Origin of the sequence: Microvirga sp., from assembly GCF_014699075.1 — a bacterium.
Lineage (GTDB): Bacteria > Pseudomonadota > Alphaproteobacteria > Rhizobiales > Beijerinckiaceae > Microvirga.
The window spans coordinates 1-11,538 of record NZ_JACXAB010000098.1; the positions used below are offsets into that span (position 1 = coordinate 1).

An 11,538-nucleotide genomic window follows, 5' to 3' on the forward strand; every position below is an offset into this window, starting at 1 on the left:
ACGCCCACTTCAACCACCACGGATGGCCGGAGCGCTTCGATCGCGTCGGACAAGTAAGGGTGGCTCGATGCCCACCCCTGATGATCCTGCCGATACAGCCGGCTGGGATAGTTCAGGAAAGGGTCCTCACCATGCCATATCGTTCTCAGCAGCGCCTCGCGGACATTTGTCATGCTCTGCCTCGCTCATGGGATGAACACACGGCCAGCGCCTTGCCTCCATCTGGAACAACCTCATTCGTGTCCGTGCGGTTCAACGGTGCAAAACAACGCGTTCCGGACAAATGCTGTCACCTAATAGGCCCTGAGGAGGTTCGTCTCGGGTCGAACCACCTAAACACCCACCGTTTCAGGAAGGTCTCCTTTGACCGGCTAAGCTGACCAATCCTTGACGTCCGAGAAGTGCCAAAAAGCTGTCATTCCGGCAGAATTAAGTCTGGGCGTCTGGGGTTCTCACGAGTTCCATGTTTGAACCGAGCCGAGCGCTCGCAGCCCTAGTGAGAAACACGCTCGACAGGTCACCACTGGCACCGGACGGTCAGACGCACGTCCACACGTTAACTGGCAGCATGACGCCACGCAACGAGTGGAGTCCCGCATCGGAAAGGCGCCGTAATACTTCCAACTGATCACCGCTCTCTTCACGAGCCTGTGCAATCAAGGATTGACTGACAACCAATCGCGATTGCAGCACCCGGCACAATTCCTGCATCCTGCTCGCGGTATTTACCGTCGTCCCAATGGCTGTGAAGCTCATGGAATTGCGCGTCCCGATATCGCCGAGAACAACCACGCCGAAACTGGCGCTGACACCAACCTCAATGGGACGACGGCCAGCGCTAATCCGCTTCGCATTCCAAAGCTCCACCTGGTCAATGATGCTGATTGCGGCGTGCAGCGCATTGGTCGCTTCCAGCCCGGTAGGATTGGGTACGCCGAATAGCGCCATTACCGCATCGCCCGAAAACTTGTCGATGGAGCCCCGATGCGCAAAGATCACCTTTGCCATTCGACGGTAGAACGACCGGAGCAGTCCAACGACACGCTCAGGCGCCAAGCTCTCACTGATTGCAACAAACCCGACGATGTCAACAAAGAGAACTGCGATTGCCTGCCGGCGCACAGGGCCGAGAGGGTGGTCTCTTTGAGCCAAGGTTTCGACCATTGCAGGCGAAAAGTAGCGCGCGAGGTTGGCCTTCTTCCGGTCTGCCTCACGGGCAGCTTGTTGTGCTTGCGCGACACGCCGTTCGGCTTCGACCCGCGTAGTAACATCGCGTTGAACTGCAACGAAGTGGGTGATCTGACCAGCCGTGTCTATCAACGGGGTGATTGACCACTCCATGACGAACTGACGACCATTCTTGCGGTAGTTGACCGTTTGACCTTCCCACCGGTGTCCGCTCTTGAGCGTTTCCCGCATTCCGAGAAAGATCGAGAGGTCAGTACTCGCACCTTGGAGGATCCGAGGCGATTGGCCAATCACTTCGCGTGCGCTCCACCCGGTCATTCGTTCAAAAGCGGGGTTGGCATAGACAATGATCGGACCAGGTCTTTCCAGATCAGCATTGGTGACCAGAATGCTTTCTGAGGCTGCTTCAAGGACTGCGAAGGGCTCGATCCCGGTACCATCAAATGTCATCTGTGGTCTCCCAACCGACGCTCGAAGAGGCCTGCGAACATTCAGCACTATTCACCAGAGCGTATCCCGATCATTCAGAAGATCCAGCAAGGCCGACTAATACAATAAAGTTACATTAGAAATGGTTCTGGTACATGGCAGATCTCTTGGACGGTGACACTCGTGTGGGAAGGACATCAGAAGTCGGCCATAATATTCGCCGCTCAGCTTGGCAGCCCGAGTTGGGCAAGACCAACATCGTGGGGTATTGCTCATTCAGCAGCCAAGCTAGGTCAGCGCTGGTCCTATCGTACATATGATCGGTGAGGATAACGTCCGGCACGAACCTATCCTCGATCAGTGCATGCGCCCCCTCGGCGGGACTCGTCTCGGTTACCGCCCGCATGCGCTTCACTATTGAGGCAGCAAGGGTCAGTGAGGCGCGGGCGCTCCATTGCTACGTGGAAGGGCCGCTCTGGGTCAGAGTGTAACGTAGAGCGGCCCAATGAAGGTCCGCCTATCGCGAAATTGCGGACCTTTGGCTACCGAGCGCAGAGCGAGGCGGAGTTCGCGTGAAGTGTGCGAGTTTCATCTGCGGTTACCCGTGGCGTTACCCGAAAGGCAATAGCCAGCGCAAGTGCCCACGGGAGACACGCATAAAACCCTTGCCGGTTAAGGGTTTGAGGTGGTGAGCGCGCTGGGACTCGAACCCAGGACCCCCTGATTAAAAGTCAGAGCGTCTTCCGGCCGCTGAAAGATCCCAAGAGCGCGCCGCACCAGCGAGGGGATTCACACGTCGCCGGAAACACCCCATGCTGGATGCTGGTGATTTGCCTTCGGACCGGTCCATATGTCCACGTCTCGTGAAAGGCCCCTGCGGGCGCATCAGCAGGCTCTTGCAGGCCTTGTCGCTGCAATCACACGCGGTGAAGCGACAGGGGTCACGGACATCCTGGCGGCGGTGACGCCTGGCGGCGGCAAGTCCCTCCTCCCAGTGATTGCTGCGGCTCGCCTGATCGAGGCCGGCCATGTGGAGCGGATTTGCTGGGTTGTGCCTCGCGACAGTCTCCGCCTCCAAGCCGAAGAAGCCTTTGCCGACCCGGTCTGGCGAGCCGCGCTTGGCCACGCGCTCTCGGTTCGTGCCGCCGACAACGAAGCAGACCCGAGCCGGGGCTTGGCTGGGTACATCACCACGTACCAGGCGATCGCGGCGGCACCGGACCTGCATCTGGCCGAGCTCCGCCGCCATCGCACCCTGCTCGTGGTCGATGAGGTCCATCACCTGCCCACTCTTAGCGAGTACGAGCCAGCCGCATCCGCAGGGTCCGGTCAAGCCTCTCCCCTGAACGAAGATGCCTCAGCTTGGAGCCGGGCCCTGCTGCCGCTTCTGGAATCCGCAGCCCTACGCTTGCTTCTCTCGGGAACCCTGGAACGGGCAGATGGCCGGCGCATCCTATGGCTGCCTTATCGCACTGGACCCGACGCTGGCACGCAGGAGGTTGATCTGGAGGCTCCCGGTTGGGCAATCACCGGCTACTCACGAACTCAGGCGGTAGCCGAGCGCGCGGTGCTGCCCATCACCTTTGGTGCCCTCGATGGTGAAGCCAGTTGGTTGCAAGCAGGGCGAACCGCGATGGACGACGTCCGGCTCGGCCCCCATCGCCTGTCCGGCCCCTACCCAACCGAGACAACCCGCCCTGCCCTGTTCACCGCGCTGCGGACTGGCTTTGCCCGGGAGTTGCTCCAGGAGGCCTTCAGGGCCACACGCAATCTTAGAGCCCGCCGGCGGGCCGAGCGGGGGCTGGCTGCCGATGAGGTCGTCCGGGGTCTCGGCAAGTTGCTCGTGGTCGCGCCTGATCAGCGTAGTGCCCGGCACTACTGTGAGATGCTGCGAAGCTGGATGCCACTCCGGCAGGCCGAGAGGGAGGTGCGATTGGCGATCTCGAATGAGCGTGGAGCACCCGAGGCGCTGGCCGCCTTTCGGCTGACAGCGGAACCGGCGATCCTGGTCACAGTGGCCATGGCCTACGAGGGGCTCGATGCGCCGGAGGTCGCGGTGGTGGCTGCCCTTACCCACATCCGCAGCCGCCCCTGGCTTGAACAGATGATCGCCCGAGCCACGCGAGTGGATCCTCATGCGGGTCCCTACGAGAGTCAGCGCGCCCTCGTCTTCCACCCGGACGATCCGCTGTTTGTCCGCTTCCGCCGCAGCATCGAGGCTGAGCAGGGGATGCTGGCCCGTCAGCGCCGGCGCAATGCTGAGGCGGAGACACCATCTTGGCTCGCCGAGCATCTCGCGGCACACCGGGACGAGGGAGAGAGACGTGGAATTACGCCCTTGGAGAGCAATGCGCTGGGTCTGCGCTACGCAACGCTGAAGCCCGGCTCGGTCTTCGAAGAGGCCCGCCGAGAACGAAAGGCCGACCAAGCACACCTGATTGAGCCGCCATCCGCAACGGAACGGCGGCTGCGGGCTCGCATCGGTGAGGCCGTTGCCGCTCAGGCCGTGGAGGACGAAGCCGGCCTGCAGGTGCCGCATGTTGGTGAGGGGCTCTACCACCGCTACAATGCGGTGCTGAAGCGGGTGTTCGGCAACAAGGGACGAGGCCAGATGACCCTGGCTGAACTCGAGGCAGCTTTGACCTGGCTGGAGCGCAACCGCCTCTGTGATCACCTCCACCACTTGGAAGGCGATCCCCGTTACGCTTGGACAGTGGCTCGACGGCGCCGCTTGGTCTGGGACCAACTGTCCTCACAGTCCAGCTCTGGGTCTGCTCGGTCAGCCATATTGGCCAATCTGGCCCCAAAGGGCAGCTCACCCCAATAAGGCATCAGATGGCAGCGGCAGGGCTGGTGATGTGCTCGGCCAAGTCAGAGAGGATCTGATCCGTATTTTCTTTCTGGATCAGGTTCTCCTAAGCGAGCCTCGGCCGTCGTGAAGCCGAGCTGCTGCGGACCCGCCGGAGGAGGTCATGCCTCGATCGAACCGCAGATACACTTCTGAGGGATTCCGCGCGCCCTAATCTGCCCCGCTTACCCGCAACAAGTCATCGGGGCAGTTTGGGGGGCTGCGGGCCTCAAGCGGTTTGGCTGACGAGGGTGGCAAGCGGCGGGATCTTGGGCTGATCCGGGTTCAGGCCGAGCCGGTCCCCGAGATAGTCGAAGAACGACAGCCCGAGCTTGCGGCAGGTCTTCTGCAGCCCCAGCATCACATCCCGTGCGACGCGGCCATCCGCACTCATGGTGCCGCCGGAGATCTTGCGCTTGATCACCCAGGCCCGCAGGTCATTCTCGGAGGCATTGGTGTGCAGTGGGATCTGCGGACGCTCGAGCACCCGCAGCAATTCGTTCTTCCTCCGCGCCAGCCGGGCCAGCAATTCGTCGAGTTCCTTGTAGCCCGTGCGTTGGCCGAAGATCCGGTTGAACTGGCGCCGGAATAACGCCTCCGCCCCCGGTGTGGGGCTTTGCTTCCACAGCTTCAGACCGCGGTAAAAACACCAGATGGTCTCGCGGACCAAGTCCACCGCTTTGGCCTGCTTGGGTGATGCCGGCATCAGCTTCTCCAGGTGGCGCTCGGCATGAACCCAGCACAGCGCGTGCTGGGCGATGCGGAACTGGCCAGCATCGTCGGAGACCACGACGGTGTTTTCCATCAGTCCGTGATGCCGGATCGCACCCCAGGTGGCGGCTTCGTTCAGCGTCTGCAGCAGCGGCCAGTCGAAGATGTTGATCGAGCACCGCAACAGATGCTGCCACCACTCCATCTGCGACGAGAACACCTGGTCCGGATGCGCCGCCAGCCGCGCGATCACGGCGGCCTCGACCGGCTGCCGGCGCAGATAGTCCAGCGCGGCCTCGTTGACGACATAGTCGTCACAGCCGGCCCGCAGCAGCGACAGGAAGTTCAAGCGCGATTTCGATCGGCTGGTGCGGAAGACGCAAAAGCGCTTGCCGCCGATCTGGGTGGTGACACCCGGACGGCGGGCATGCCGCGCACCGGTGTCATCAACGGTGATGTACGGCGAAGAGACGAGGCCTGCCTGCAGGATCGCGTGATCTTCCTGCTCGAAGAGCTCCAGATCGGCGGTGAGCAGACGCACGACCTCGCGCTTCGAGATCGACAGGCCGATGCCGTTCAGCAGGTCGGTCAGGCGCTCGGTGGTGACCTGGCCTTGCGTGTGCAGAGCCAGGCAGAACCGGCGCACGCCGGGACCGTAGCCGCCGGTGACGCCGACCGGCAAGGGGGCGATGATGGTCTGGCCCTCTGGGGTGAGCCAGCGTTCCCGCTTGTAGCGCACGACCTCGGCAACCAGCACGAGATCCCCGTGCACCACCGTCTTGTAGCCTTTGAAGCGCGAGCCGGGTGGAACCTCGACGTGCAGCGTGACCTCGCGGGTGACCCGATCCCGTTTGGCGCCGCGCCCAGGGCGCCGGCCCGGACCGGCAGGCTTTGGCTGGGTGGCTTTCTCCATTCCGGACGGTTTGAACGGCGGTCGTGGCGGCAGGTGCTTGAGCCTTGCGATCTCGTCCTTCAAGGCCTGGTTGTCGAGGCGTAGCTGCTCGACCTCCTGCTCCAGTCGATCGATCTTGCCAGCCAGATCCGAGACCAGCTGGCGCAGGGCCGTCGAGGACAGAGGCTTGCTGGACCTACCGGGCGGCGATGTCATGCCGGGATTGAATCATGAATGCCCGTTTGGAGGAATCCCTGCCCCCAAAATGCCCCGGTTACCCGCAACAACCATAGTGCATGCCCCGCATAAATCCCTGTGAATAAACATTCGTATCACGCTAAACGTATCTTCGATACTATTTACTACACTGAGTGGGTATGCATGTAAGCAACGACGCTCACTCCCGATAATTCGTTGTTATCGGGAGTGTTGCGCCGGCCTGCAAAATCAGGGCATAGATCGCCGGCCCCCTCCTCAGAGGCTGCCATGACAACCGTTTCTCTGCCCTTAATCCGAATTGTCGCCGTCGCGCTGCTCCGTGACGAGCAACTCCTGCTCGTACGAAAGCGTGGCACCGAGCGCTTTATACTACCGGGCGGCAAGTTCGAGCCCAACGAGACCGCCCTTGAGGTCGCCTGCCGGGAGCTCCACGAGGAGCTTGGGATCCCTCTTTCCCCCCAAGCCCTAGATTTCCTCGGAACCTTTACGGCGCCTGCTGCCAATGAACCTGGTCATGACGTGCTCGCTATCATCTTCCTCGCCCGACTTCCCGCCACCCTTATACCGGAACCGAGAGCGGAAATCGCGGATCTCCGCTTCGAGCCCCTCACCTTCCCTACCTCCGATCTTGCACCTTTGGTCAGCCGCTGTGTTCTGCCCATCTCGCAGCGCCTTTCCAGTGGAGTGGAGGCGTGATCAAGCCAGTAGCCGAGCACACGGAAGACGCCGACCTGCGGCGGACAAACGAGCTCGACGCGCTTGCCGGAATTCTTCCGTCTGACCGCCGGGAGGCGCTTGCGGCTCTGCTCACGGATGATGACGTCGCCACCCTCAAGCACCTCGCGGAAGAGGGCATGGGGGCGAACACCCTGCGCGCCCTCGCCTCGGATCTGGGCTATCTGGAAAGCTGGGCGCTCGCCGCAACCGGGCTCCCCCTCGCCTGGCCAGCGCCCGAAGGCTTGGCTCTGAAGTTTCTGGCTCATCATCTCTGGGATCCGGTCCGGCGCGAGACGGATCCGGGTCATGGCATGCCAGAGATCGTTGCGGCGAGCCTCAAGGCCGAGGGTCTGCTGCGGGTAAGTGGACCGCATGCGCCGGGCACCGTCCGCCGCCGTCTCTCCAGCTGGGCGACCCTGCATCGCTGGCGCGGTCTTGCGCCCGCCTTCGCGACGCCAGCGTTCAAGACGGCCCTGAAGTTCGCCGTCCGGGCCAGTACCCGGCCCCCTCAGCGCAAGAGCCAGCGGGCAGTCACCCGCGACGTGCTTGACCGGTTGCTCGCCACCTGCGTCCTCAACCTCCTTGTCGACCGGCGCGACCGTGCCCTGCTCCTGACGGCCTTCGCCTCCGGCGGCCGTCGGCGCTCGGAATTGGCCGCCTTGCGGGTCGACCAAATTGAGGTCCTCCCGCCAGTGCCGGCCAATCCTCGGGATCCCGAGTCGTCCAAACTTCCCTGTCTGGCGATCCGTCTCGGACGCACCAAGCGTGGCAATGCGGATGACGGATCCCGTGTCCTTCTCATTGGCCGTCCCGCCGAGGCGCTCACCACGTGGCTGGACCGTGCGGGGATTGCCGATGGAGCGGTGTTTCGGGCCATAGACCGTTGGGGCCGAATGGGCCAAGGGGCTATCAGCGGTGATGCGGTCAACGACATCGTCAAAAAGCGCTGCCGGCAGGCTGGACTCGATCCGGCGCTGTTCAGCGCGCATGGGCTGCGTTCAGGTTATCTGACCCAAGCCGCTCACGCCGGAGTGCCTCTGCCCGAGGCCATGCAGCAATCCCAGCACCGTTCCGTGCAACAGGCGGCCAGCTATTACAATGAAATAGAGCGGCAAAAGGGGAAGGCGGCGCGGCTTTATTGACAGCACATCTCGCTTTGATCATCCAACCTTGGGAGGCACGGCACTCAGAAGATCCGTACGACCGTGTAAAATGTCACCGCCGCGCCTTTGCTTCCAATCATAGTCTATTGCGCAGAGTGAGGCGGCAAAGCGGGAATAATGTTACCAAACAGGTCGTTTTTCAACCGCCGTGAGATACCCTGACCCCGTCGATCGGGCTTGCAAGCCCAACGAGGGCGGTCAGCACATCCACCTGCCGCAGTTTCGCGACGATCTTGGCCTGCCAGACCTTCTCCGAATTTGTAGCTCATGGCTACTGATACTAAGATCGGGGTGTGACACAGCTTGACACTCAGGCGCGCCTCTCTAGCCTCCTTGGCTATGCCAGTACGTAGAACTATGAATGTTTCTATTACCCCGGAGCTGGAACAGTTCGTCTCAGACCGTGTGGCGTCGGGACAGTATCAGAGCGCTAGTGAGGTGGTCCGCGCGGCTCTGAGGCTGCTGGTGCGGGAAGAGACAGTTCAGAACAGCCCCCGCCAAGCACCTAAGCATGAACGACGCAAGCTCTGAACCCTTGAGGATAGATACCCAGCAGCAGTACATCGCGGAGCTGGAGCAGGAAATTCGAGTCCTTCGAGTTCAGTTAGCCTCACAAAATCTCCAAAATAACATCGCCGCTAGAAGCAACGCGGAAGAGGTTCGGCAAGATAAGGCTACCACTTCCCTCGAGCATGCTCAGGATGTGGCAGGAGCCAAAACCCGTATCAAGCAACTCAAGCAGACCCGAGACTCCTTGCGAGCCAGTGAGGGGTGGCTGCGGGCTATTCTTGAGAGCGCAACGGATTATGCCATCATCACCCTTGATCTGGACGGTAAGGTCACGAGCTGGAACAGCGGTGCCCGTAATATTCTAGGGTGGGGCGAGGGCGAGGTCCTCGGACACACTGGAGCATTCTTCTTCACGCCCGAAGACCGAGAGGCGGGGGTCCCTCAGTGGGAGATGAGGAAAGCCCTTGCGACAGGCAGGGCTGAAGACGAGCGCTGGCACCTGAAAAAAGATGGAAGACGGTTCTGGGCGAGCGGGCTCTTGTTGCCTTTCCGAGATGGAGAGCTGCTTGGCTATCTCAAGATCCTGCGGGATCATACTCAAAAGAGATATGAGCAGGAGGCCTTGCAGCGTTCCGAACTCATTGTTGGGAAAATGACGGAGGGGGTCAGTCTCTCGACGGCTGGCGGCATCATTGTCTATACCAACCTAGCCGAGGATCGGCTGTTCGGGTATGAGCCGGGTGAGCTCATCGGGCAGCATGTGAGCATCCAGAATGCATACTCACCCGAGGAGAACGAGCAGATTGTTTCTGCCGTCATCGAACAGCTCAGGACCCAAGGCCGGTGGGAGGGTGAATGGCACAACCGCCGCAAAGACGGCACAACCTTTATCACTGCGTCACGGATCACCGCAGTCGAGGTAGATGGTGCGGCCCATTGGCTGTGCGTTCAGCGCGATGTGACCGAGGAAAAGCGCGCAGAGGCAGCCTTGCGGGAAAGTGAAGAACGCTTGCGGATCTCGCAGCGGGCTGGCGGGATTGGCAGCTTCGAGCTCTTTCCCTCAACAGGTCGGATCATCACGTCAGAGCAGTTCTGCCGCTTGTGGGGTGTGCCTGTCCAATGTGAGTTCGATGTCGCGGATTTGATCGCCTGCATTCACCCTGATGACCAACCCCGCGTTACCACAGGCCATCGCACTCTCCCAGACGACACGCTGGGATACATCGAGTACAGGCTCTCCCGGCCTGACACGGGTGAAACACGTTGGATTGCCAGACGCGCACAGCGGGTTCAGGATCAAGGTGGGGTTCCCCGCTATCTCGGTGTAATTTATGACATCACGAGCCGGAAAAGGGGTGAGGAGCAGATCCAGTTCCAGGCTCAACTCCTTGACTCTGTTCGTGAGGCTGTCATCGCGACCGACCTTACTGGCCGGGTGACTTATTGGAACCGCTTTGCCGAAACGCTCTATGGCTGGACTGCTCAGGAGGCGGTAGGCCGATCTGTCCTGGAACTCACTTCAGGGAGCGACCCGGCCAAAGCAGGGGACGTCATGGCTGCTCTTGCACGGGGCAGCACCTGGTCAGGCGAGTTTACCGGGCGCCGTCGTGATGGCTCCACCTTCCCCGGACATGTCACCGATGCGCCTGTCCACGATGAGAGCGGTTCGCTCATTGGTATCGTCGGTATCTCCTACGACATCAGTGCTGAGAAGCAGGCCGTGGAGCACCAACGGCTTCTGATCAACGAGTTGAACCATCGGGTGAAGAACACCCTGGCTACGGTGCAATCAATCACCTCGCAGACATTGCGCAACGCTCCAAGTAATGAAGCTGCCAGGGAGGCAATTGAAAGCCGCCTGATTGGCCTGTCGCGGGCGCACGATGTTCTGACGCGCGAGAACTGGGAAGGTGCCTACCTTCGTGAAATCGTTCTTCGGGCGGTCGAGCCTTATCAAGGGCACAGTGATGGTCGCTTTGAGATCCGGGGCGTTGATGTCCGGCTCTCTCCTCGCATAGCACTCGCGCTTGCTATGGCGCTTCAGGAGCTTGTCACGAACGCGGTCAAGTATGGCGCACTTTCGAACGAGACAGGCCGGGTGACGATTGCCTGGGAACTGAAGGGACGTGGGGACGAGCCCCGACTGGAGATGCGTTGGGAAGAAGCGGGAGGACCGCTTGTTCGGGTGCCAAGCCGTCGAGGCTTCGGAACAAAACTGATTGAACGCAGCCTGTCTCAGGAGCTGAATGGGAACGTGGAGATCAAGTTCGAGCCTTCTGGTGTGGTCTGCACGATTGTAGCGCCGCTCGCTGGGTAGGTTGAGCTCGATTAGTAACGTCGCTCCCCATTGCTTCGTGTTTTTGTAACGGGCGCACGTCACTTTGAATCGTCTGCCTAGAGTGTGAGGAAAGGCCCCGGGGCATTCTAGAAAACTGGTTCAGAAGTCAACGCACTCGTTGCGACACCATGTGCAGACGTTTCGTGCCTTGTAGAATCCTGCCTGGGCCGCGAGTCAGGCTCTTCGATGAGACGCAAAGCCTGACGAGGCGGAAAATGGCGCACGCGAGCACCGATACCTTGGCCATCCGTGTCATGGATCGCAGGGATCTCGATCAGGCAATCGATTGGGTGGCAGCCGAGGGCTGGAACCCCGGCCTCAAGGATGCAGAGTGCTTCCAGGCTACCGATCCAGCAGGGTTCCTGATGTGCTATCTCGGTGCCGAGCCCATCGGCTCCATCTCGGTCGTGCGTTACTCCAGCACATTCGGGTTCCTAGACAGCCTTCATTCCAGAAAGAAGCGGGAATAGCTCACAGCGGACACGTTCAGGTGTCCTAACCGATACAACTCCGATCCTCAGTC

The 11,538-nt window shown here is 61.0% G+C and carries 8 protein-coding genes and 1 tRNA gene; 6 read left to right on the forward strand and 3 right to left on the reverse strand.

What is annotated here, in order from left to right; genetic code table 11:
• Positions 1-537 precede the first annotated feature (537 nt).
• Together IC232_RS31810 and IC232_RS31815 are read right to left on the reverse strand one after the other, a co-directional pair.
• Complete coding sequence (locus IC232_RS31810) at positions 538-1,638, reverse strand: adenylate/guanylate cyclase domain-containing protein (RefSeq protein WP_190848954.1); 1,101 nt, start codon at positions 1,636-1,638, stop codon at positions 538-540.
• Positions 1,639-2,303: 665 nt separating this feature from the next.
• Positions 2,304-2,379: transfer RNA gene (locus IC232_RS31815), tRNA-Lys, on the reverse strand.
• A gap of 88 nt (positions 2,380-2,467) precedes the next feature.
• On the opposite strand from IC232_RS31815, the gene IC232_RS31820 reads away from it, so the two are divergent.
• Positions 2,468-4,444, forward strand: coding sequence for a DEAD/DEAH box helicase (locus IC232_RS31820; RefSeq protein ID WP_190848955.1), 1,977 nt, complete (start codon positions 2,468-2,470; stop codon positions 4,442-4,444).
• 250 nt (positions 4,445-4,694) lie between these two features.
• On the opposite strand, the gene IC232_RS31825 is transcribed toward IC232_RS31820, so the two are convergent.
• Positions 4,695-6,284 (reverse strand): transposase, encoded by a 1,590-nt coding sequence (locus IC232_RS31825; protein ID WP_190848956.1) that lies wholly within the window; start codon positions 6,282-6,284, stop codon positions 4,695-4,697.
• Positions 6,285-6,554: 270 nt separating this feature from the next.
• On the opposite strand from IC232_RS31825, the gene IC232_RS31830 reads away from it, so the two are divergent.
• The 5 genes from IC232_RS31830 (at position 6,555) to IC232_RS31850 (ending at position 11,485) form a co-directional block, all read left to right on the forward strand.
• The gene (locus tag IC232_RS31830; protein ID WP_190848957.1) at positions 6,555-6,983 is read left to right on the forward strand and encodes an NUDIX hydrolase; all 429 of its coding nucleotides are present in this window, start codon (positions 6,555-6,557) and stop codon (positions 6,981-6,983) included.
• Entirely contained in the window at positions 6,980-8,146 is a 1,167-nt protein-coding gene (locus tag IC232_RS31835; RefSeq protein WP_190848958.1) for a tyrosine-type recombinase/integrase, read from the forward strand. The genes IC232_RS31830 and IC232_RS31835 overlap by 4 nt, the downstream gene beginning before the upstream one ends.
• Positions 8,147-8,524: 378 nt before the next feature.
• Positions 8,525-8,698 carry a type II toxin-antitoxin system ParD family antitoxin gene (locus IC232_RS31840; RefSeq protein ID WP_190848959.1) on the forward strand — a complete coding sequence of 58 codons (174 nt, stop codon included), beginning with the start codon at positions 8,525-8,527 and terminating at the stop codon, positions 8,696-8,698.
• Positions 8,679-10,994, forward strand: coding sequence for a PAS domain S-box protein (locus tag IC232_RS31845; RefSeq protein ID WP_190848960.1), 2,316 nt, complete (start codon positions 8,679-8,681; stop codon positions 10,992-10,994). The genes IC232_RS31840 and IC232_RS31845 overlap by 20 nt, the downstream gene beginning before the upstream one ends.
• 236 nt (positions 10,995-11,230) lie before the next feature.
• Positions 11,231-11,485 carry a hypothetical protein gene (locus tag IC232_RS31850; RefSeq protein WP_190848961.1) on the forward strand — a complete coding sequence of 85 codons (255 nt, stop codon included), beginning with the start codon at positions 11,231-11,233 and terminating at the stop codon, positions 11,483-11,485.
• Positions 11,486-11,538: the final 53 nt, after the last annotated feature.

What these genes read in the sequence shown, in the direction of transcription:
- IC232_RS31840 (WP_190848959.1), top strand. Translation starts at nt 8,525, where the DNA reads ATGAATGTTTCTATTACCCCGGAGCTGGAACAGTTCGTCTCAGACCGT.
- IC232_RS31810 (WP_190848954.1), bottom strand. Translation starts at nt 1,638, where the DNA reads ATGACATTTGATGGTACCGGGATCGAGCCCTTCGCAGTCCTTGAAGCA.
- IC232_RS31830 (WP_190848957.1), top strand. Translation starts at nt 6,555, where the DNA reads ATGACAACCGTTTCTCTGCCCTTAATCCGAATTGTCGCCGTCGCGCTG.
- IC232_RS31820 (WP_190848955.1), top strand. Translation starts at nt 2,468, where the DNA reads ATGTCCACGTCTCGTGAAAGGCCCCTGCGGGCGCATCAGCAGGCTCTT.
- IC232_RS31825 (WP_190848956.1), bottom strand. Translation starts at nt 6,284, where the DNA reads ATGACATCGCCGCCCGGTAGGTCCAGCAAGCCTCTGTCCTCGACGGCC.
- IC232_RS31845 (WP_190848960.1), top strand. Translation starts at nt 8,679, where the DNA reads ATGAACGACGCAAGCTCTGAACCCTTGAGGATAGATACCCAGCAGCAG.
- IC232_RS31850 (WP_190848961.1), top strand. Translation starts at nt 11,231, where the DNA reads ATGGCGCACGCGAGCACCGATACCTTGGCCATCCGTGTCATGGATCGC.